The sequence below is a fragment of the Nocardia sp. CA-084685 genome (genome assembly GCF_050955785.1).
GTDB lineage: Bacteria > Actinomycetota > Actinomycetes > Mycobacteriales > Mycobacteriaceae > Nocardia.
The window spans coordinates 9461627-9484224 of the sequence record NZ_CP192094.1; the positions used below are offsets into that span (position 1 = coordinate 9461627).

General features: G+C 63.9%; 19 protein-coding genes. 9 read left to right on the top strand and 10 right to left on the bottom strand.

The window, feature by feature from the left end:
* Positions 1 to 52: 52 nt before the first annotated feature.
* The 7 genes from ACQP2U_RS41815 to ACQP2U_RS41845 are packed head-to-tail and all read right to left on the bottom strand — an operon-like array spanning position 53 to position 7486.
* Positions 53 to 1159, bottom strand: a complete 1107-nt coding sequence (locus ACQP2U_RS41815; protein WP_433712679.1) for an MCE family protein — start codon at positions 1157 to 1159, stop codon at positions 53 to 55.
* Positions 1156 to 2262, bottom strand: coding sequence for an MCE family protein (locus ACQP2U_RS41820; RefSeq protein ID WP_433712681.1), 1107 nt, complete (start codon positions 2260 to 2262; stop codon positions 1156 to 1158). The genes ACQP2U_RS41815 and ACQP2U_RS41820 overlap by 4 nt, the downstream gene beginning before the upstream one ends.
* Positions 2259 to 3254: an MCE family protein gene (locus ACQP2U_RS41825; protein WP_433716778.1), complete on the bottom strand. Its 996-nt coding sequence runs from the start codon at positions 3252 to 3254 to the stop codon at positions 2259 to 2261. The genes ACQP2U_RS41820 and ACQP2U_RS41825 overlap by 4 nt, the downstream gene beginning before the upstream one ends.
* On the bottom strand, positions 3254 to 4297 hold the full coding sequence (locus tag ACQP2U_RS41830) for an MCE family protein (RefSeq protein WP_433712683.1): 1044 nt from the start codon (positions 4295 to 4297) through the stop codon (positions 3254 to 3256). Before ACQP2U_RS41830 ends, ACQP2U_RS41825 begins: the two co-directional genes overlap by 1 nt.
* Positions 4294 to 5793, bottom strand: coding sequence for an MCE family protein (locus tag ACQP2U_RS41835; protein ID WP_433712684.1), 1500 nt, complete (start codon positions 5791 to 5793; stop codon positions 4294 to 4296). Before ACQP2U_RS41835 ends, ACQP2U_RS41830 begins: the two co-directional genes overlap by 4 nt.
* A 6-nt stretch (positions 5794 to 5799) precedes the next feature.
* Positions 5800 to 6663 carry an ABC transporter permease gene (locus ACQP2U_RS41840; RefSeq protein ID WP_433712686.1) on the bottom strand — a complete coding sequence of 288 codons (864 nt, stop codon included), beginning with the start codon at positions 6661 to 6663 and terminating at the stop codon, positions 5800 to 5802.
* Between the two features lie 4 nt (positions 6664 to 6667).
* A complete protein-coding gene (locus ACQP2U_RS41845; RefSeq protein ID WP_174566228.1) occupies positions 6668 to 7486 on the bottom strand; it encodes an MlaE family ABC transporter permease in 819 nt (272 codons plus the stop codon).
* 601 nt (positions 7487 to 8087) lie between these two features.
* Here ACQP2U_RS41845 and ACQP2U_RS41850 point away from each other — a divergent pair.
* Positions 8088 to 8762, top strand: coding sequence for a S1 family peptidase (locus tag ACQP2U_RS41850; RefSeq protein WP_433712687.1), 675 nt, complete (start codon positions 8088 to 8090; stop codon positions 8760 to 8762).
* Positions 8763 to 8807: 45 nt separating this feature from the next.
* On the opposite strand, the gene ACQP2U_RS41855 is transcribed toward ACQP2U_RS41850, so the two are convergent.
* Together ACQP2U_RS41855 and lppU are read right to left on the bottom strand one after the other, a co-directional pair.
* Positions 8808 to 10331: an MFS transporter gene (locus tag ACQP2U_RS41855; protein ID WP_433712689.1), complete on the bottom strand. Its 1524-nt coding sequence runs from the start codon at positions 10329 to 10331 to the stop codon at positions 8808 to 8810.
* Positions 10332 to 10370: 39 nt separating this feature from the next.
* The gene (gene lppU, locus ACQP2U_RS41860) at positions 10371 to 11009 is read right to left on the bottom strand and encodes an LppU family putative lipoprotein (RefSeq protein ID WP_433716779.1); all 639 of its coding nucleotides are present in this window, start codon (positions 11007 to 11009) and stop codon (positions 10371 to 10373) included.
* Positions 11010 to 11283: 274 nt separating this feature from the next.
* Between lppU and ACQP2U_RS41865 the strand changes: the two genes are divergently transcribed.
* The 8 genes from ACQP2U_RS41865 (at position 11284) to ACQP2U_RS41900 (ending at position 20512) form a co-directional block, all read left to right on the top strand.
* Positions 11284 to 11838, top strand: a complete 555-nt coding sequence (locus ACQP2U_RS41865; RefSeq protein ID WP_433712690.1) for a DUF6764 family protein — start codon at positions 11284 to 11286, stop codon at positions 11836 to 11838.
* Positions 11839 to 11922: 84 nt separating this feature from the next.
* Positions 11923 to 13146, top strand: coding sequence for a serine hydrolase domain-containing protein (locus ACQP2U_RS41870; protein WP_433716780.1), 1224 nt, complete (start codon positions 11923 to 11925; stop codon positions 13144 to 13146).
* A 16-nt stretch (positions 13147 to 13162) separates the two neighbouring features.
* The gene (locus ACQP2U_RS41875) at positions 13163 to 14554 is read left to right on the top strand and encodes a cytochrome P450 (RefSeq protein WP_433712691.1); all 1392 of its coding nucleotides are present in this window, start codon (positions 13163 to 13165) and stop codon (positions 14552 to 14554) included.
* 383 nt (positions 14555 to 14937) lie between these two features.
* Positions 14938 to 15843 carry a L,D-transpeptidase gene (locus ACQP2U_RS41880; protein ID WP_433712692.1) on the top strand — a complete coding sequence of 302 codons (906 nt, stop codon included), beginning with the start codon at positions 14938 to 14940 and terminating at the stop codon, positions 15841 to 15843.
* A 365-nt stretch (positions 15844 to 16208) separates the two neighbouring features.
* On the top strand, positions 16209 to 17138 hold the full coding sequence (locus ACQP2U_RS41885; protein WP_433712693.1) for a carbohydrate ABC transporter permease: 930 nt from the start codon (positions 16209 to 16211) through the stop codon (positions 17136 to 17138).
* Positions 17139 to 17177: 39 nt separating this feature from the next.
* A complete protein-coding gene (locus tag ACQP2U_RS41890) occupies positions 17178 to 18065 on the top strand; it encodes a carbohydrate ABC transporter permease (protein ID WP_433712694.1) in 888 nt (295 codons plus the stop codon).
* 12 nt (positions 18066 to 18077) lie between these two features.
* Positions 18078 to 19406 carry an ABC transporter substrate-binding protein gene (locus tag ACQP2U_RS41895; RefSeq protein ID WP_433712695.1) on the top strand — a complete coding sequence of 443 codons (1329 nt, stop codon included), beginning with the start codon at positions 18078 to 18080 and terminating at the stop codon, positions 19404 to 19406.
* 26 nt (positions 19407 to 19432) lie between these two features.
* The gene (locus tag ACQP2U_RS41900) at positions 19433 to 20512 is read left to right on the top strand and encodes an ABC transporter ATP-binding protein (protein WP_433712696.1); all 1080 of its coding nucleotides are present in this window, start codon (positions 19433 to 19435) and stop codon (positions 20510 to 20512) included.
* 26 nt (positions 20513 to 20538) lie between these two features.
* Here the strand turns inward: ACQP2U_RS41900 and ACQP2U_RS41905 are convergent, their stop codons facing one another.
* Positions 20539 to 22566 carry a M13 family metallopeptidase gene (locus ACQP2U_RS41905; RefSeq protein WP_433716781.1) on the bottom strand — a complete coding sequence of 676 codons (2028 nt, stop codon included), beginning with the start codon at positions 22564 to 22566 and terminating at the stop codon, positions 20539 to 20541.
* Positions 22567 to 22598 lie beyond the last annotated feature (32 nt).

Consider the following 22598-nt stretch of genomic DNA (forward strand, 5'->3'; position numbering starts at 1 on the left):
GGTTCCGGCATGCGTTGCGCGCGCTCGCACATGATTCGCTCGCTTCGCTCACTCATCGGTGTCCCCCCTGCAGTCGTCCCTGAATGGCCTGCAGGACGGTGATCAGGCTGCCCGCGAAGTCGCTGAGATCGCGTCCGTCGAAGAACTTGCCCTGCGCCGGATCCGACAACAAGCTGAAGTTGTGGATATTGGTGACGGTGGCGTAGACCGCGAGGCTGTTACCGCGGAAGGACGCGTCGATCGGACCGCGGATCTCGTGCAGCGCATCCAGTGCGGGACCGAAGTTCTGCTCGGTCTGTGACAGGGCGTTCATCAGCTTGTGCACATTGTCGAGTAGATCGCTCAGCTGGTCGCTGGAGGTATTCGCATAGTCGCCGAGCGCCGCGCTGGTCACCGAAATCTTCTGCAGCAGATCGCCGATGGCCCGGTTGTTCTCCGCGATAGCGCCGATCATCTGCGGCAGGGTGTTCGCGACCTGTCCCAACTCCGAATGCCTCGTCTCGATGGTGGTGGCCAGCGAGCCGAACTCGGCGAGCACACTGTCGATGCGAGCACTGTTGTCGTTCAAACTGCCAACGACGCCGGTCATTTCGGTGATCAGATGCGCTATCTGGTCACCGCGGCCGCCGACGATGGAGTCCAGCTCCGAGGTCAGTTTGGTGAGCGCCGCGACGCCACCGCCGTTGAACAACATGGATACCGAGATCAGCAACTCCTCGACGGTGGCGCCCGCCGAGGTCTTATCCCGGCCGAGTGTGTCGCCGTCGTGCAGCATCGGTGTGCCCGGATCCGCCTTGACCTTCGACACCGCGATGAACACATCGCCGAGCGGGGTGGCTTGCCGTAGTTCGGCCGTGCTGCCGACCGGAAGCTCGATGTCCTTGCTGATCTTCAGATCGACAATGGCCTCGAAGTTTTTGGTCTGGATATTCGAGACCACGCCGACATCGGAGCCACCGATCTTCACCTTGGCCTGATCCGGCAGGTTCAGCGCGTTCTCGAATTTCGCGTGCAGGATGTAGGTCTCACCGGCCATGCCCGGTTTGGGCAGCGGCAGGCTCTCCACCGTGAGACCACAGCCGGAGGTGATGGCCACCCCGGATATCGTGGCCAGCGCGATCACCGCGCGGCGAGCTTTCACTGTGAACCGGTCGCTCATTTGGTCATCCCCAGCAGTGCCGCCGTAACACCAAGGTCCGGACCGAGGTCCTCCAGTTTGCCGGTACGGCAACCATCCGAGCGCATCTGAATCCGTTCACAGAACACACTCAGCAGTTCGCCGTTGAGGAAGGTCGGCAGGTTGCCGTGCAACCGGACGTACCCGAGCTGCCGGTTCATCGACCGGTCCAGGTTCTGCATGAGCAGCGGCGCGAGGTCGACGACCTCGGTGAGGCCGCGGGCGTTGGCCCGCAGCTGATCGGTCACCTTGGTCAGTCCCTCGAGCGATCCGCCCAGCTGATCCTGGTACTGCACCAAGGTCGAACTGGTATTGGCCAGGAAGTCGTTGAGCTGCTGCAGCGTGGCCTCCAAACCGGGTGCCTGATCGCTGAGCAGACCAGTCATCTGTGTCATCCGATTACTGAAATCGCGTACCGACTGGTCGTTTTCGGCCAGCATGGTGGTCAATTCGTTCAACTTGACGATGATGCTGGAGACCGCGTCCTTGTTGTCGACGCCGACCTTCAACGCACCGGAGAGGGCGTTGAGGGTGTCGCGCATCTTCTCGCCGTTGCCGTTCAGCATCGGATAGAGCACCCGACCCGACAGCGGACCGATGCCTTCGGTACCCGGCTCCGGCTTGAGCGCCGCGGCGAACTGATCGATGGTCTCGAGCATCGTGTCCAGCTCGACCGGTGTCTTGGTCTTCGCCTTCGGCAGATGCGCGCCATTGGACATGGTCTCGCCCTGGGTGTAAACCGGGGTGAGTTCGACATGCCGGTCGGTCACGATGGACGGCGAAACGATCGCTGCCATCGCGTCTTTCGGGATCTTGACGTCCTTGTCGATCGTCATGTGCACCTCGACCATGGTGCCCTTGGGAATGATCTTGTCGATCTTGCCCACTTCCAGCCCGAGCACCGTGACCGGATTGCCCTCGAAGACACCCGCGATGTTCTCGAAGTCCGCGGTGATCGTCATCGTGTTGCCCAGTGCGCGGTCCACCGAACTCGGCACCAGCGAGCAACTGCCGACAGCCAGGGCGGCCGCGCTGATCATCAGTGGTTTGGCCAAAGTCCGCAGGTTGATTCGCATCAGTCTCATCCCTGGCACCCCTCGATCAGGTGGGCGAAGCACAGCCAGTTGTCGGGGAAGAGCCAGGGCAGGCCGACCTCACCGTACGGACCGTTGCCGAACGCGTTGTTGAAGGTGCGCACCGACACCGGCATGATCTGCAGCATCCGGTCGAGGTTGTCCTTGTTCTTCTGCAGGCCCTCCGCCATGATGTTCAGCTGGTCGATGGTCGGGCCGAGCTGGTTATTATTGGCCGCGCCGATCTCCTGCAGCTGACGGCTCAGCGTCGACACGTTGTCGAGCAGCTGGCGCAGCAGGCTCTGCCGTTCCATCACCCGGTTGGCGATCGCCTCGCCCTGGGTGATCACCAGCAGCACACTGTTGCGGTTGTCGCCGAGAATCCTGGTGACCCGGTCGAGATCCTTGAGCAGGCTGTCGACCTCCGCCTTGCGCGAATCCATCACCTTCGCGAGCGCGCCGATGCTGTCCAGCGCCTGCGCGGTCAGCGCGGGCGAATCGCCCAACTGCTTATTGATCAGATCGAGCGAGGTGGCCAACTGCTTGGTGTCGAGCGCCTCGAACTTCGGAGTGCCGTACTCGACCACATCGGCCAGGTTGTACGGAACCGAAGTGTTGGACAACGGAATTCGGCCGCCCTTCAACCCGGACCCGTCACCCGGATCGAGATCGACGTAGCGCGCGCCGAGTAGCGTCGCCATCTTGATCGATGCCCTGGCATCCGGTCCGAGCTTCACATCGTCGTTCACGCTCAGGGTGAGCAGGATGTGCCCGTTCTCCAGCTTCGCACCGGCCACATGGCCGCTCGGGACACCGGCCACATTGACCTTGTCGCCGACCTTGACCCCGGCCGTCTGCACGAATTCGGCCTTGACCGTCTTCTCACCGACGCCGATCAGTTTGTACGCGCTCGAGCCGATCAGCAGCACGATGATGAGGACACCACCGATGACACCCAGCCAGAAGTAGCGGTTGCCGTTGAACCTGTCCTTGATCTTGGTCATCATGGGCGGCACACCGCCGACTGTCCGTTGCCACCGATCTGTGGGAGCAGACCGCGGGGGAGCAGGATGCCGTACAGCGAGACGTCCAGCTTGCAGAAGTACGCGTTGGCGTAGGCGCCGTCCTGGGTGAACTTGCCGAGGGCGGACAGCGCCGCGGGCAGGTCGATCGCGGCCTGATCCAGCTTCGCGCCATTGGCGATCAGCATCGTCAGCGCCGCACTCGTCGAATCCTGTGCGGTCACCAGCTTCGGCTGGATCCTGCCCATCATGTCGACAAGACCGCTGGTCGCGTCCGCGATCTGCACCGTGGACGCTTGTAGCGACTGACCCTGGTCGTACAGGCCGCCGATCAGTGCCCGGGTCTGGGTAACCAGGGTCTCCAATTCATCACCTCGCTTGGCCAACCCGGACATCACGCCGCTGAGGTTGGTGATCACATCGCTGAGAATCGCGTCCCTGCGCTGGAAATCCGTGGCCAGGGTCGCGGCCTGGGTGATGAACGAGCTCAACGAAACACCGTCACCCTGCAATGCCTGGATGAAGGTTTCCGAGAGCCGGTTCACCTGTTCGGGCTGCAACACCTGGAACAGTGGCTGGAATCCGTTGAGCAGACCCGAGACGTCGAAGGACGGTTCGGTGCGCTCGAGCGGAATAGTGGCCTTATTCTTCAGCGCCGCCGGACTCGCCGCCTTACCGGGCGCCAGCGCGATATAGCGCTGGCCGATCAGGTTCTGGTAGCGCACCAGCGCCTTGGTGTCGTCGTACACCGTCTGGTTGCGCTGCACGATGAACGTCACATCGGCGAGGGCCTTCTTGGTCTTGGGATCGCGGGTGACTTCGATCTTTTCCACCTTGCCGACCCGCACGCCCGCCATTCGGACGTCATCGCCCTCGCGCAGACCGAGCACATCGCTGAAGGTCGCGGTGTAGGTGTTGGTAGTACCCTCCACAACCCGCGCCAGCGTATTCCAGACGACGACGGTGACCAGGATCGAGACGATCGCGAAGAGGCTGAAGCCGATGAGTGGTTTACGAATGCTCATTTAGCGGTACCGCTTTCGCCGACCTGCAGGGTGCCCCCGCGCATTGCCGAACTGAGCAGCAGATATTCTGCCGCCGTCGGACGACGACCGAGCAGGGCCACAATGGCGGCATCTCCTTGGTACGAAATCGGACCGGCGGTTACGGGCGCACTCGCCGGCTGGACGGGTACGGCCGGAGCCGCGGGCTGGTCGGCGGAGGGCTGTGCATTCGGCGCCGGCGGCGTCGGATTCGGGAACAACCCCTCCAGCGGCGTACCCGCGAACGGGCTGGCCGGCTTCGGCTCGGCCGAGGCCGCCGCGAGCGGATCACCCGGCGAGGTCAGACCAGGTATCTCCGGGAAACCCGCGGGCAGTGGCAGTTTCGCCAAACCCTGCGCCGTCTCCAGCGAACGCGGCTTCATCGACTCGGGCAGGTAGCCGGGATCGGAAACCACGGGTGCGGTGGCACAGCTGGGTCCGGCCAGATTGCCGTAGCGCGGGCAGTCCGCCTGTTCGTAGGGCCGGTACGGGGTGAGCGTCGCACCGGCATTCCAGACCATCTGCCGCTGCGGGCCCCAGTGGAAGGTCGTGCTCAACTTGCGCAGCGAATTGTTCAGCGAGGCAATGGTGTCCGGGATCGAATTCGCATCCGCGGCGAGCGCGCCGAACATATCGCTGGTACCCGCGGTTACCTGCTTGCCGATATCGCCGTTGCGGGCGAACAGCGAGTTGACCGAATCGACCGTGCCTGCCGTACCGCTGATCAGGGCGATCAGCTGGGACCGGTGATCGGCGATGGTCTGCGCGGTCTTCACCGACTTACCGAACACGTCGAGCAATTCGGGTGCGGACTCATTGAGCGCATGCGCCGAGGCCGAGAAATCATCGAGCAGCACACCGAGATTCGGGATGGACTCGTCCACGGAGGTCAGCCACCTGTCCAGCCGCTCGATGGTGGATCCTGGCATCCGGCCGCTGCCGTCCAGCGCCTGGGACAGCGTGCCGAGCACCCGGCCGAACTGCACCGGGTCGAGTTTGGTGAGGACCGTGCGGACCTTGGTGAGGGTGTCCTGCAGCGCGATGGTGCCCTGGCTCTGGTCCTCTTCGATGACCGAACCCTCGTGCAGGTACTTATCCGCCGGACCGTTGAAGACCAATTCCACCGAGGTGACGGCGAACAGGTTGCTCGGCACCACCCGGGCGGTCACGTTCGACGGGATATCGCCGGCGAATTCCGGTTTCAGGTCGATCTGCACCTTCTGCCGCTCACCCTTGGCAACGACCTCGACATCCTTGACCGCGCCGACCAGCACGCCGCGGAACTTCACGTCGGCCTCGCTGGGCAGTCCGTCACCGGTGCTCTTCACATCGGCGACCACATGCACCTTGGGCACGAAATAGCCTCGGTATCTCGCCATCAGGAAGCCGAGGAGCAGCGCGAAGACGAGGAGCCCGCATACGCCGGCGACCAACAGTTGTCGCATGGTGGGGCCACGCCCACTGGGATCGATGATCATCTCGTCCTATCCCGAGATCCGGATGCCGGGATTGACTCCCCAGATCGCCAATGTCATGAACAGGTCCGCGAAAACCACGATGATGATGCACATCTTGATGGCTCGACCGGCCGCGACACCCACACCCTCCGGACCGCCCGAGGCGAAAAATCCGTAGTAGCACTGGATGAACGTGGTGATCGCGACGAACACCATCGCCTTGAGCAGCGAGTAGAACACGTCTGTTGGTATCAGGAACTGATAGAAGTAGTGCGCGTAGGTACCGCTGGAGGTGTTGCCGATCAACTGCACCGTGAGCGAGCACGAAAGGTAGGCCATGGCAAGGCCGAGGCAGTAGAGCGGAACGATGGCGATCATCGCCGCGAACATCCTGGTGCTCACCAGATACGGCAACGGCCGGATCGCGATCGACTCGAGTGCGTCGATCTCCTCGGAGATCCGCATCGCGCCGAGTTGCGCGGTGAATCGACAGCCGGCCTGGGCGGCGAAGGCGAGTGCCGCGAGCAGCGGCCCCAACTCCCTGGTGGTCGCGAAGGCGGAGATGGCGCCGGTGATCGGGCTCAGACCGAGCAGGTTCAGGGAGGTATAGCCCTGAATGCCGACCGTCATCCCGCCGAACGCACTGAGGATGAGGATGACGCCGATGGTGCCGCCACCGACGACCAGGCTGCCGTTGCCCCAGGTCACATCCGAAAGCAGCCGCCAGACTTCCTTCGGATAGTGCCGCAGCGCCAACGGGATCGAGCCCACCGACCGCAGGAAGAAGAACACCTGGTGACCCAGGCGCGCAACCATATCCACCGGGACCTGCGCGGACTTCTTTATATGCCGAAGTGGCCGCAGCAGCGGCGGTACATAAGTTGTTGACACCGGCTCAGACCACCTGTGGGGGGAGGAGAACGTTGTAGATCTGGGTGATGATCAAGTTCACGCCGAACAACATGATGGCGGAACTGACCACCGCGGAGTTCACCGAGTTGGCGACGCCGCCCGGACCACCCCTGGTATTGAGCCCGGTATCACAGGCGATGATCGCCGCGAGCAACCCGAAGATCAACGATTTCACCAGTGCGACAAGCAGATCGATGGTGACCGCGAACGAGGAGAAGGTGCCGATATAGGAACCCGGGGTTCCGTTCTGCGCGAAAATATTGAAAATGTAGCCAGTCAAAAATCCGACGAATACGACAAACCCGCAAAGCAATACGCTGACCAGCATGGCCGCACCGAGCCGAGGCGCGACCAGACGACGCAGCGGATCCACACCCATCACCCGCATCGCATCGATCTCTTCGCGGATGGTGCGCGAACCGAGATCGGCGGTGATCGCCGAACCGACCGCGCCCGCGATCATCAGCGAGGTAACCAGCGGCGCGCCCTGCTGAATGATGCCGAGACCGTTCGCCGCGCCGATGAACGAGGTCGCACCGACCTGGCTGGCGACCGCGCCGACCTGGATGGAAACGATCACGCCGATCGGGATGGCGACCAGCAGTGTCGGCGCCGCGGCGACACTGGACATGAACGCGCACTGCCGGATGAACTCACGATAGGGAAAGCGGCGTCGGAATATCGCGATGAACAACTCCGCGACCGCAGCGAACCCCATCGTGATCTGTCTACCGAAGGTCTCCAGGGAACGCTTCGGATGGTCTTCCCAGTAGGCCTTCGTCCAATCGACCGCATCACTCATCCGTGATTGCGCTGGTGGACTCTTGGTCGACTGCACTGGCTAACCCCTCTCGACGCCGGTAACCAACCCCGACGACTTGTTTGCTTGACGCACCTTACTACGGAGTAGTGCGGAACACACCATCACCGTGTGATTGCAGTCATAGATTGGAGTCACTGTCGGGAAAAGGCCTATGAGCAGTGGCCGGAGACTTGGTATCGGTCCCAAAGTTAACGGTGATACTTCTAGGACAAGTTACAGTTGTATCGACGGTCATCAGCCCCGCATATAGCCGGTTCCCTATTTTCGCGGATAATATTCCTGCAAAATCTTGGCGCGATTCGAATAGCTTCTGCGACACCGATCAACATACAACTGAAAGGCAATCGGGCACATTGGGGCGATAACAGTAATAGAGTTCAGCTATCGCTGAGAAAATGAGACTCTGCATCTGAAACGTCGAAAAGTGAGTGGCCCTGCCGACACGTTCGACATCCAAGGGCCGACCGTCTCGAGCGCCCCGCAAGCGCTCGCTACGGACACAGGACGCGCCCGGAGCCGAATACTGACACGATGGGTGCGACAGATTGATATCGTGCGGACTTCCGACGTCTGGAGGGACATGTTCAGCAAACTCGCCAAGGTGGTCAACGCCGCCTTCGCCGTAGCTCTTGGTGCGGCACTGGTCGCGACGGGGGCCGGGACCGCGGACGCCGCGCCGGGGCCACCCGTCATCGGCGGTGGGTCGGGAATCATTATCGATAACCAGTTCGAATGCACTGTTACCACCGTCGGTTACGACGGCGCGGGCAGGTTGGTAGGTCTGACCGCGGGCCACTGCGGCGACCCGGGCGCTCAGGTGTACGCCGAACTCGACCGCGGCGCAGGCGTGATCGGCCGGTTCGTCTACTCCAACCACGATCTCGACTACGCCATCATCCAATTCGATCCGAGCAAGATGATCCCGGTCAACCGGGTCGGCAATGTCACCATCACTGGGATCGGTGGCCCGGCCCAGTTCCCGATGATCGTCTGCAAGGAAGGCCGCACCACCGGTAACACCTGCGGCCTCGCCTATGGCGATATCTTCGGCACCAATATGGAAACCTGGTCGCAGATGTGTGTGGTCGAAGGCGATTCCGGGGCACCGGTGGTCGTCGGCACCACGCTGGTCGGGATGGTGAACGCCTATCTCGCCATCGCCTGCTTCGGACCCGAGGTCGGCACCAATATGAGCTCCATCGTGGGCGATATCAACGCACGTGGCGGCATCGGAGCGGGCTTCAACCCGATCTAGCCCGGCGCGATCCGAATACCGAATGAGCGGGTCGAATCGACCCGCTCATTCTGTTTTGTGGAGCGGGGCCAGCGCCGGACCAGCCACCCCGCACTGCGGCATGCAGTCGACGTTGTCCAGGGTCGCCGCGCGTCGCGGCGTGCGCAGTAGTACCGCCGCGATCAGTGCACCGGCGACCAGCAGGCCGACGCAGATCCACATCGCGACGCCGAAACCACGGTCGAATTCGACTGGGTCGCCCAGCGATCCGGAGAGTCCGGCGAGACCGGGCAGCGCGGCGACGGCCAGCAGCTGGGCGGTACGGGCGACCGCATTGTTCACCCCGGAGGCGATACCTGCCTCACTGGGCGGCACCGCGCCGAGTACCGCGCCGGTGAGCGGGGCGACCAATACCGAAAGACCGAGACCGAAGACCAGCACGCCCGGCAATACATCGGTCAGATAGGTGGTGTCGGGTCCGATGCGCAGCAGCAACACCAGGCCGAGCGCGGCGAGCAAAGGACCGAGCGTCATCGGAATACGCGCGCCGTGTGCCTGCGCCCAACGACCGGCGGGCGCGGAAAGCACCAGCATGATCAATGTGACCGGTACGGTGGCGACCCCCGACATCAACGGCGTGTATTTCGCCACGAGTTGCAACTGCATCACCAGAAGGAAGAAGACACCGCCGAGCGCGGCGTAGACCGCGAGGGTGACGAGGTTCGCGGCGGTGAAGACCCGACCACCGGAAGCGACGGGCCCGGAGGAGGAGGCAGCTCGGGTAACCATGGAGTGCCCCGCGCCCCGCGAAAATGTCCCGGCGAACAGCGACGGCGGCACCAGCGGATGATCGCTGCGCATTTCTATCACCACGAAGACCGTGAGCAGCAGCAGACCGACGACCACCAGCAGCGGCATCGCATCGATCAGACCGAAGGTCAGCGCGCCGAGCGCCAGCGCGACCACAATCGCACCCGGAATATCCAGTCGCGCCGAGGCATTCGGATCGTGGCTTTCCGGCACATGTCGCAGCGTGACGAGTACGACGACCACCGCGAGCGGCACATTGATAAAGAAGATGGACTGCCATCCGGCCAATTCGATCAGCCAGCCGCCGAGGAACGGACCGAGTGCGCCCGCGACACCACCGAACCCGGACCACAGGCCGATCGCCGCACCTTGATCGCGTTGATCGATGGATGAGGAGATCAGGGCCAGGCTGCCGGGGGTGAGCATCGCGCCCGCCACACCCTGCAGGATCCGGGCGAAGACAAGCATCTCGATATTCACCGCGGCGCCGCAGAGTATCGAGGCCAGCGCGAAACCGATGACACCCCAGACGAACACCTTGCGGCGGCCGAGATGATCGCCGAGCGAGCCGCCGAGCAGGATGAACGAGGCCAGGGTCAGCGTGTAGCCGTTGAGCGTCCACTGCAGACCCGCGACATCGGTGTCGAGGGATTCGCCGATGCGCGGCAGCGCGATATTGACAACGGTGGCATCCAACGAGGCCACCGACGAACCGAGGATGGTGGCAAGCAGGATCCAGCGGCCGGTTGCCGAACCCAGGCGGGGTAGCTCAGAACTCACCGACCCAACGTAGCCTTCAGAGCGGGGTTTTCGTGGCGGTCAGAGATTCTGGACGCAGACCACGAAGTGCCGCGTCGGGTATTCGAAGCCACTGCTGCTGCCGCAGACGCTGGCATCGTCGGCGCCCTGCTGGATATTGGTTACCTTCACGCCCTGGCTGACGCGTTCGGTGCAATCGATGCGCTTGGGATCCTCGCCGCCGATATCCATGCAGCCACCGACGACCCAGTCGATATCCAGGCAGATCGCGCCCTGCTGCGCGCCGTTGAGGGTTTCGAAGTAGGCGGAGTCGCGGTCCGCGACGCACTGCGAACTGGTCGGCGCCTTGCCGATGACCTTGTAGTTCGAGGCCCGGCTGCCGCAGGAGGCCTTGGCGATGGTGGCGTTATCGGTGGTGCCACCGAGCGTCACGCAGTCACCGACATTGGCCTGGAAGTCGGTGCTGCCACCCTTGGTCGCCGAGGTGGTCGTCGTCGGCTTACCCGAGGTCGGGCGGGCGCTGGTGGTGGGCCGGGCCCCTGAGGTTTTCGGCGTGTTGGTGGACGAGACCGCATCGATGGTCCCGTTACCAATGGCGGGCTGGGCGTTGCCGCTGATTTTATTGCCGCAGCCCGCTAGCGAGAGCGCGGCGACAACGGCGACCGCGGCGATGGCCGCGGTCGCGAGGCGACCCGAGATCGGTTGACGAGACACTTACAGTCCTCCCGGCTGTAACGCTCCGAACTCATACCCCCGTCGGAATCCGAAGTGATCTAGCAAATACGTGAAATACCACGCCATGCATACACCACCGGGCGCGCGCGCGTCGAGTCGACAGCATCCCCATCGCGACAGCACAGTGCCCGCCGAAGTGTTGATTCGATCACTGCCGCAGTGCGGCCCGCCAGTGGAATCGGCTTACCAGCAACCCATCTGGGTATGGTGGGGTTTCCGGTGTGAAAGGGGCTCGTCCGTGAAGCTGATCAGCGCAATCACCTGCACTACCGCCGCATTCGGCGCCGCGCTGATGCTGCCAGCGGGGGCCTCGGCAACCGATGTGCACTGCGCCTCCGACGGCGGGACGGATGTCACCGTGATCGATGGAAGCACCGCATGCCGAGCTACCGCCGAAACCCAGGGCCGGGCACGGGCTGCCGGATACGACGGCGTCGGCTACGCCCATGCCGGTTCCGATGCCGCCGCGCTCGGTATCGGCGCCGCGGGCGGGGTGGGTGCCAGCGACGGGGTCGGCGGAGTTCCGATCGCGCTCGGCTACGGCGCCGATGCCGTCGCGCTGACCTCGATCGCCGCTCCGACAGCGAATTCCGAGACCGACCAACCGAACCCGTCCGCCACGCTGTTCGCGGTATCGATCGCCCTGGACGGCTCGCGCGCACAGGTCACGACCGCCGACAGCACGGTGGTGTGCCTGGGCACGGCGGCCTTCGCGTGGAGTTCGGCAACCGGCGCGACCTGTCTGACCACGCCTTTCGGTCGCTGGCAAACGCCACGATCCGAGCTAGGCTGAGAATTCGGCCCAAACCAGCAGGAGGTGTGACCCGTGGTTTCAGCCTTCCCCGCACCGGATCGGTGGCCAGCGGCGCCACGCGAGATGCTCGTCGATCCGAGGTTCGTCCGCCTGGCCGACCATTTCTTCGGCATGTTCGCCCAGCCGACGCGCGGGGGCGGCGCGCTCGCGATCTATCTCGACGGTCGACCCGTCGTCGATATCTGGGCGGGCTGGGCGGCCAAGGATCGGCGCTGGAACGGCGACAGCGTGGCACTCACCTTCTCCACCGGCAAGGGTGTCGCCGCGACCGTGGTGCACCGGTTGGCCGAGCGTGGGCTGATCGAATACGAAGCCCCGGTCGCGACCTACTGGCCGGAATTCGGCGCACACGGCAAGGACGACATCACGGTGCGCGATGTGCTCTCGCACCGCGCCGGACTGCATCGGGTGCGCGGCCTGGTCCCGGGACGGGAGGGCATCCTCGACTACGACGCGGTGGTGGCGGCGCTGGCCGAGAGTCCGGCCGATCCACGGCGCATCCGTACCTCGGGCTATCACGCGATCACCTTCGGCTGGCTGGTGGCCGAGATCGTGCAGCGCGCCACCGGTGAACCGTTCACCGATGTGGTGCGGCGCGAGATCGCGGAACCAATCGGCTATGACGAATTCTGGTTCCGGGTACCGGAATCCGAGCGCCGCCGGATCGCCAAGATCTTTCCGCATCTGAATCCACCCGGAATCCGTTGGAATACCGCGTCATCGGTGCTTTCGTGGGTGCGCCCCATCCGCGGCCTCGCCGAGGCGGGCATGCCGGAGAGTTTCGACGAACTGGTCCGCGATCCGCGCGTGCACGATGCGGTGATGCCCGGCTGGAATGGTGTCTTTTCGGCGCGCGGACTGGCCAGAATGTATGGGGCCCTGGCGAACGCGGGTCGGGTCGAGGCGCTGGATCCCGAACGCGGCGGTCACCGCATCGAGGCGACGCAGTTCCTGCGGCCGGAGACGATCGCGATCATCAATCAGACCCAGCGCGCCGACAGCCGCGACTATGTGCTCGGGGTGCCGCTGAAATTCACCCTCGGCTATCACCGGCCGGTGGTGATGTCCAAGCAGCAGCCGCGAAACGCCTTCGGCCACTACGGACTCGGCGGTTCGGGTGCCTATGCCGATCCCGAACTCGGCATGTCGATCGCCTTCGTCACCAATCGACTCGGCAACGCGGTGACCGCGCTCGGGGACGCCCGCCTCGCCCGCTTGGCCGCCCTCGCCAGCACTACGGTGCGCAGGGTTCGACCGGCGAGGCCGGTCGAACCGGGACCACCGTGAGTTCGTAGCTATAGATATGGAGCAGGCGGGCGCACCCGACGAAACGGCGGTGGACGCCGCGTCCTCGACGCCGCGCGTACCGCGAATGGTTGTTGCGCATGCGGTAGCCGCGGGCATCGATTTCGAACGGTATTTCCGGTGGCGCCGCGAACGCGAGGGCGACCCCTTCTACGTGCGGTTTCCCGGTTTCGGCGCGGTGCTGTTCACCGGCTCGGCCGATGGTGCCCGCGAACTCTTCCGCGCGCCGGCCGATCTACTCGAGCCGCCGCGACCGAATCCGATCGAACCACTGGTCGGCTCCGCCTCGCTCATCCTGGCCGCGGGTGAACGCCACCGGCGCGATCGGGCATTGCTCGCGCCCGCATTCCATGGCGCGCGGATCCGCGCGTACGGCGAACTCATCCGCGAGTCCACTCTTGCCGAAATGTCTGGCAGTACAGGTGAATCTCGGCCTGCCTGGACACCGGGTACGCGCATCGACGCACGCGCCGCGGCCAGGGCGATCACGCTGCGGGTGATCCTGCAGGCGGTATTCGGGGTGGACAGCCACCAGCGCCGCGCCGAATACACCGCCGCGGTCGCGGAATTCCTCACCGCCTACTCCGGACCGCTGATGCTGGTGCCCGCACTGCGCCATGGGCTGTTCGGTCGGGCGCCATGGGACCGGTTCGTGGCCGCGCGCGAGCGGCTCGACGAGCTGATCCTGACCGATATCGCGCGGCGTCGGGCCGCCGGTTCGGTCGGCGCCGACATTCTCGCTCTACTGCTCGCGACCAGCTATGACGACGGCACCTCGATCACCGATGACGATCTGTGCGAACAATTGCGCACACTGCTCGTGGCCGGACACGAGACCACCGCCACCAGTCTGGTGTGGGCGCTGTTCCATCTGCATCGGGAACCCGAGGTGCTGGCGCGCCTGCGCGCCGAACTGCACGCGGCCGGGCCCGATGCCTCCCCGCTAGATCTCGCCGGGCTGCCGTTTCTGGATGCGGTCTGCCAGGAAACACTGCGGCTGCATCCCGCGGTGCCGATCGTGCTGCGCAGGTTGACCGCCCCGTTCACGCTGCGCGGTGTCGAACTCGCGGCGGGCGACACCATGGGCATCGCGCTACCGCTGCTGCATTCCGATCCCGCGGTATGGACCGATCCCGAACTATTCGAGCCGCAGCGGTTCCTCGAGCGTAAGTACCGACCGTACGAATTCGCATCCTTCGGCGGCGGGCATCGACGCTGTGTCGGAGCTTCACTTGCCGATTACGAATTGCGGGTCGTACTCGCCACGATCCTCGGTCGTCGGGAGCTGCGATTGCCGCCACGTTATGCGCGCGGGCGCACGCCGCTGTCGGTGCCGCACAACATCGCGACGGGGCCGCGTCGGTCGATCCCATTCGATGTCATTTCGTGATTTATCTCACGAAGGAGTTTGGCTATTGCCGGGATCGTCGGGCTTGACGACCGTCCGGATTAATCGAGTCGCACCGATCTGACCGGCCGATTTCACGAAAGATCATGACCCCCAACGGCATATGTGTTGCTCAACACACCATGTGGTCAACACGAATCAATCCGAAACGCCGCTGGCCACGGATGGCCCTGGACGGTAGGAAGGACGCCAGGGTCGGGTGCGTCATATACCCGTGGGGTGCTGTGTGTTCCCCGCGCCGTTTTTCCGTGGGCGTTCGCACGGAATCCACGAAGGGTCTTCGTGGAACCGCCCTGCAGCTCCACACCGATGAGAGATCTCGCCGCGCCACCGGCGTAGTGAGAGATGGATTGGACGAGAAACCTATGCATGCCGCTTTGCACACCAGGACGTCGACTGCTCCTCGTCGGGGAGCGCTAGCCCGCCGACTCCGGCAGGGCGTCCTCTTGTCGGCGGCCATCGCCGCGGTCGGCATCACCGCCGTCGCGCCGGCTCAGGCCGATCCGGTACTGCCGGGTGTCGGCACCGGCTCCTCTGCCTCGCCCGCCACCGATCCGGGCGTCACGGCGAACTTCGCACCGCCGAGTATCAGCCCCGGCGACGGCGAGACCGTCGGCGTCGCGCAGCCGATCATCATCAACTTCAAGGATCCGGTGACCGATCACGCCACCGCCGAGAAGGCCATCAAGATCACCTCCTCGAATCCCGCGCCGGGTCATTTCTACTGGTTCAGCGACAAGCAGGTGCGCTGGCGGCCGAACGAGTTCTGGCCGGCCAACACCGATGTGACCGTGGAGGCGGGCGGCACCCGCACCGCATACCGGATCGGTGACGCCTTTATCACCACCGCCGACGACGACACGCACACCATCACGATCACTCGCAACGGCGAGGAGATCATGACGATGCCGACCTCGATGGGTAAGACCAAGCACGAGACCCCCAACGGCACCTACTTCGTCGGCGAGCAGCTGCGCAAGATGACCATGGATTCGTCCACCTACGGTGTGCCGACCACCGATCCCGAGGGCTACAAGGTCGAGGTCGAGTACGCCACCCGCATCTCCAACAGCGGCATCTTCGTGCACGCGGCCCCGTGGTCGGTTGCGCAGCAAGGTGTTTCGAACGCCAGCCACGGCTGCCTCAACGTCAGTACCGAGAACGCGAAGTGGTTCTTCGAGAACGCCAAGAAGGGTGACCCGGTGATCGTCCAGAACACCCAGGGCGGCACCCTCAACGCCCGCGACGGCTACGGCGACTGGAACGACTAGACATCCGGTCGAAGTCTCCCGAGCTCAACTCAGCCCAGGCCCGATCAGCCTGGGCTGAGTTCGTTGTTCATTCCGAGTCTTCCGGATTTCCCGGACGACGGACCAGTTGCCAGCTAACCTCCCGAATAGCGCAACGCAACAGCTGATTTCGGGAGCACATGGGTAATTCGCCGGGCACGCCCAGAATCCAGCCACCACGACTGCCGGCGGCCCGCGACGAAACTCCCACGGCACCCGCGACCGGCAAAAGGCTCGGGGAGGCGGACCAGCACATGGGTAACTCGTCGGGTGCGCCCAGCAAGAAGTTCAGCGTTTCGGCGTTCTACGTTAACCGATTGTTTGCTACGCGCCGTAAAGTTTCGGCCGTGCGAGCCAGGCCGGAACGAGTGCTGCCCCATCCGCGCGGGCGTGGCCTGCGCAATCGGCCATGGCAGGACTATGCGCTGTTCCTGGTGTTGCTGGGCCCGAATCTGGTACTGCTGACCCTGTTCGTCTACCGTCCGCTGGCCGACAATATCCGGCTCTCGTTCACCGACTTCAATATCTCCGACAACTTCGTGACCTACATCGGGTTCGCGAACTACCGGGAGTGGTGGGGCCGCGACGACTCCTGGCAGATCGTCACCAATACAGTGGTTTTCACCGTGGCCGCGGTGGTCGGCAGCATGGTGCTCGGCCTGGTGCTAGCCCTGCTGCTGGACCGCGAGCTATTCGGGCGCAATGTGGTTCGCTCGGCCATCTTCGCGCCGTTCGTCATTTCGGGCGCGGCCATCGGCGTGGCCTTCCAGTTCATCTTCGATCCGAGCTTCGGGCTGATCCAGGATGTGCTGCACCGGATCGGCGTCGACAAGGTCCCGGATTTCTACCAGGACCCGCACTGGGCGCTGTTCATGGTGACGGTCACCTATATCTGGAAGAACCTCGGCTACACCTTCGTCATCTACTTGGCCGCTCTGCAGGGCACCCGCGCCGATCTCATGGAGGCGGCGCAGATGGACGGTGCGAGCCGCTGGACCACCTTCACCAAAGTGCTACTGCCGCAACTACGGCCGACGACGTTCTTCCTGTCGATCACGGTGCTGCTGAATTCGCTGCAGGTCTTCGACATCATCAATGTGATGACGCGCGGCGGGCCGCTCGGCACCGGCACCACGACCATGGTCTATCAGGTCTACCAGGAGTCCTTCCGCAACTTCCGGGCCGGTTACGGCGCGACGGTCGCCACCATCATGTTCCTCGTGCTGCTGGTCGTCACGCTGGTCCAGGTGCGCGTCATGGATCGGGGCGAGCAGTGAAACACACGCGGCCGAAGCGAGGGGCGCGGAGGAGGCAGCATGGGTAACCGCGTAGCTACCCGCCATGGATACAGCATCGAGACGCTTTCGTATCGCCGCAGGCAGCGCGCGGTGACGGTGCTCGGTTACGGCGCGATGGTGTGCGTGCTGATCATCATCGGCGTGCCGCTGTTCTGGATCTTCATCACCTCGTTCAAGGCGCGTCCGGATATCTATACCCAGCCCGCGGTGTACTGGCCGCACAGCTGGCATCCGGCGAACTACGAGGACGCGACCACGACGCTGCCGTTCTGGACGTTCCTGCGCAATTCGCTGATTGTCACCGGGATCATCGCGCTGGTGAAATTCGTGCTCGGGGTGTTCAGCGCGTACGGCCTGGTGTTCCTGCGATTTCCGGGTAAGACATTGGTGTTCCTGGTGATCATCGCGGCGCTGATGGTGCCCAACCAGATCACGGTGATCTCCAACTACGCGCTGATCGCCCAATTGGGTTGGCGAAATACCTTCCAGGGCATCATCATTCCGCTCTGCGGGGTGGCCTTCGGGACCTTCCTGATGCGCAATCACTTCCTCTCACTGCCCTCGGAGGTGATCGAGGCGGCCCGGATGGACAGCGCCAACTGGTGGCGCCTGCTCACGCGGGTGGTGCTGCCGATGTCCGGACCGACCATGGTGGCGTTCGCGGTGGTCACGCTGGTCAACGAGTGGAACGAATACCTCTGGCCGTTCCTGATGGCCGATGACACCCGAGTCGCCACACTGCCGGTCGGCCTGACCTTGCTACAGAACACCGAGAACCCGAGCGTCACCAATTGGGGACCGGTGATGGCGGGGACGCTGCTGACCATGCTGCCGATCCTCATCGTCTTCCTGCTGCTACAGCGCCACATGATCAAGGGCCTCACCTCGGGTGCGGTCAAGGGCTGATAGGAGAAACCAGTGTCCAACTCACCATTCCCGGCACTGTCACGGCGCGGATTCATCGGCCTGGCCGGTGCGCTTGCGGCGGGCACCGCGCTGACCGCTTGCGCGGGTAGCGGCGGTGGCGGTAAGCAGTCCGGTGACGCCAACACCATCACCTTCTGGTCCAATCACCCCGGTACCTCGAAGGAGCTCGAGACCGAGCTGATCGATCGGTTCCAGGCGAAGTATCCGGAGCTGAAGGTCAATCTGGTCGACGCGGGTAAGAACTACGAGGAGGTGTCGCAGAAATTCAATGCGGCGCTATCCGGCGGCGAACTACCCGATGTCGTTGTGCTGTCGGATGTCTGGTGGTTCAACTACGCGCTCAACGGCACCATCGAACCGCTGGACTCGCACTTCGCCGACGCCGGAGTGAAGCTCGACGACTATGTCGATTCGCTGGCCGCCGATTACGTTTTCAACGGTAAGCATTACGCGCTGCCGTACGCGCGCTCGACGCCGCTGTTCTACTACAACAAGGACGTGTGGGCGAAGGCCGGTCTACCCGACCGCGGCCCGCAGAGCTGGCCGGAGTTCGACGAGTGGGGGCCGAAAATCCAATCCGTGGTCGGCGACGGCAAGCTCGCACACGGCTGGGGTGATGCCAAGAACTACCTGGCCTGGACCTTCCAGGGCCCGAACTGGACCTTCGGCGGCGCCTACTCCGATCAGTGGACGCTGAAGTTCACCGACCCCAAAACGCTTGCGGCAGGCCAGTTTCTGCGCGACATGATCCACACCAAGAAGTACGCGGGCATCAAACCCCAGATCGCCGTCGACTTCGGCACCGGCGTCATCGCCTCCACCATCGCCTCCACCGGCGATCTGCGGGGCATCAAGAAGAATGCCGAGGGCAAACTGGAATTCGGCACCGCGTTCCTGCCGCATCCCAACGGTCCCGGCGTCACCACCGGCGGTGCCGGGCTGGCGATTCCGTCGCGGATCTCGGATCAGCGGAAGGTGAACGCGCTGAAGTTCATCGAGTTCATCACCAATGCCGCGAATACCGCGGACTTCTCGCAGGGCACCGGATATATGCCGGTACGCAAGTCCGCGGTGACCGATCCGAGCGAGGTCGACTTCCTGGCCAAGAATCCGAATTCGAAGGTTGCCATCGAGCAGCTCGCAGTGACCAAATCGCAGGATTACGCGCGGGTGTTCGTACCCGGCGGTGACCAGATCATCGGCACCGGTCTCGAGCAGATCGGTCTGCAGAATGCGGATCCGGCAACGGCCTTCGCCAATGTGGTCAGTCAACTGCAGACGATTATCGATCGGCAGATCACGCCGAAGCTGCCCAAGTAGTACCGACCAAGAGGGAGATCGACGCCGTGGCAACAGTGCACTTCGACGGGGTGACGCATCTGTATCCCGGTGCGCCGACGCCCGCCGTCGACAACCTGGAACTCGATATCGCCGACGGGGAATTCATCGTCCTCGTCGGCCCATCGGGTTGCGGCAAATCGACCAGTCTGCGGATGCTGGCCGGATTGGAAACCGTTGCGGCTGGACGCATTCTGATCGACGGTAAGGACGTCACCGGACTGCCGCCACGCGCCCGCGATGTGGCGATGGTATTCCAGAGCTACGCGCTCTATCCGAATATGACGGTCGCGCAGAATATGGGTTTCGCACTGCGCAATGCCGGAATGAACAAGGCGGATACCGCGATTCGCGTACAGGAAGCGGCGAAGATGCTCGAACTCGAGCATCTGCTCGATCGCAAACCGGCGAAGCTGTCCGGCGGACAACGCCAGCGCGTTGCGATGGGTCGTGCCATCGTGCGCCGACCCCAGGTCTTCTGCATGGACGAACCGCTGTCCAACCTGGATGCGAAGCTGCGGGTGAGCACCCGCTCCCAGATCGCCGCGCTGCAGAAACGTCTCGGCACCACCACCGTCTATGTCACCCACGACCAGGTCGAGGCCATGACCATGGGTGACAGGGTCGCGGTGCTGCGAGAAGGGAAACTCCAGCAGATCGCCAAACCCCGTCAGCTCTATGACGATCCGGTCAATACTTTCGTCGCGGGCTTCATCGGCTCACCCGGTATGAACCTGCTCGACGCACCGGTGCGCGACGGTGCGGCCGTCCTCGGCGAGCTGCGAATCTCCTTGCCTCGCACGGTAACCGGTGGACGGGTCATTGTCGGCATCCGTCCGGAATCCTGGGAAACCACCACCGAAACCGATAACAGCCTCGCCGTTGCCGCCGAACTGCTCGAGGAACTCGGCGCCGAATCCTTCATCTACAGCCACGGCGTCACCGATGAATGGAACAGCCGCTCGGGCAAGGTGGTGGCCCGGGTGGACCGCCGCTTCCAAGTGGCGCTCGGCGATCGCCTGCGGCTGCGCCCGAAGCTCGACGAGATCTTCTTCTTCGACGGCGAAACCGAGGAACGCCTGCGCTGACGCGGCGTCCTCGGCCCGTCGCGTGCTCACCAGATCTTGACGCGCTGTTCGGGTTCCAGATACAGCCCATCACCCGGCTTCACATCGAAGGCCTCGTGGAAGCTGTCGATATTGCGGACCACAGCATTGCAGCGGAACTCCGGCGGCGAGTGTGGATCGGTGGCCAGGCGTCGGATGGCCTCCTCATCGCGGGCCTTGGTCCGCCACACCTGAGCCCAGCCGTAGAAGACGCGCTGCAGACCGGTCAGGCCGTCGATGACCGGCGGCTCCTCGCCTTCGAGCGAAATGCGGTAGGCGGCCAGGGCGATAGCCAGTCCGCCGAGGTCCCCGATGTTCTCGCCGATGGTGAATTCGCCGTTGACGGTGTGCTGGTCGGACAGCGCCTTGGGCGAGAGCACGTTGTACTGGTCGATCAAAGCCTTTGTGCGCTTACCGAATTCGGCGCGATCGGCGTCGGTCCACCAGTCGACCATATTGCCGTCGCCATCGTATTTGGCGCCCTGATCGTCGAAACCGTGGCCGATCTCGTGGCCGATCACCGCACCGATGCCGCCGTAGTTGGCGGCGTCGTCGGCATGCATATCGAAAAACGGCGGCCGCAGAATGGCGGCGGGGAAGACGATTTCGTTCATGCCCGGGTTGTAGTAGGCGTTCACCGTCTGCGGTGTCATGAACCATTCGCCGCGATCGACCGGGCCGCCGAGCTTGTTCAGATCGCGATCGTGTTCGGCGGCATAGCCGCGGCGGTAGTTGCCGACCAGATCGGACGGGACGATGACGATGGCGGAGTAGTCGCGCCACTTGTCGGGATAGCCGATCTTGGGGGTGAACTTCTCCAGTTTGGCCAGCGCGGCCGCCCTGGTATCCGGCCCCATCCAGTCCAACTCGGCGATATTGCGGCGGTAGGCCTCCTGCAGATTGGCGACCAGCTCGACCATCCGCGCCTTGGCCTCCGGCGGAAAGTGCTCGGCCACATACAGTTTGCCGACTGCCTCACCGAGCAGATCCTGCACCAGCGAAACGCCGCGCTTCCAGCGCTCGCGGTTCTCCTGCGCGCCGGTGAGGGTGCGGCCATAGAAGTCGAAATTCTCCTCGACGATCGGATCGGTGAGATAGGCCGCCCGCGACCGCAACACCCGCCAGATCGCCCACGCCTGCCAATCGGCGAGCGGCTCGGCGGCCCAGGTCTGGGCGAAGGTGCGCACGTAATCCGGCTGGCGCACAACCACTTCGGCGAACAGGTCGGGACCCGACTTCGAGATACCATCGGCAAGCGCGGAAGTCCAAGCGTGCCAATCGAATTCCGGATGTTCGGCGACCAGTGCGTCGTAGGTGGTGAGGTTGTAGCTCAACTCGGCGTCGCGGCGGCGCACCACATCCCAGTGTCCGGCCGCAAGCTTGCGCTCCAATTCGAAGATCCGCTGTCCGACCGTCGTCAGGTCGGCGGGTAGCAGCGCGGCGATCTGCGGTTCGGCGGCGGCGAGCGCGAACATCCGACCGATGTGCTCGATGTACTTGGCCCGGATCTCGGCGAATTCGTCCTGCCGGTAGTAGGACTCGTCGGGCAGTCCGATCCCGGACTGGGTGGCGTGCACCAGATACCGGTTGGAGTCCTTATCGTCGGTGTCGACATAGAAGCCGAGCGCGCCGCCGACGCCGGTGCGCTGCAGGTGACCCAAGAGAGCGGCGAAGGCACTGCGATCAGTGACCTCGTTGATCTCGGTGAGTTCCCCCGCGATGGGTGCGAGCCCGAGCGAGGCCACCGTATCGGTGTCCATGAAGCTCGAGTACAGATCGCCGATCTTGCGCGCATCGCTGCCGTGCTCGGCCGCCGAATCGGCGGCCCGCTGGATGATCGTCTGCACATCCAGCTCCGCCTGGTCGTACAGCGCCCGGAAGGCGCCGTCGACCGCACGATCCGCCGGTATCTCATAGGTATCCAGCCATTCGCCGTTGACATGGGCGAACAGGTCGTCCTGCACGCGTACCGCGTGGTCGAGGTGGGTCAGATCGATACCGGAGGGACTGCTCAGATCGGAAGTCACGATCTCCAGTATGCAGAGCTGAGGCGAAGGTTGCCGTCGCC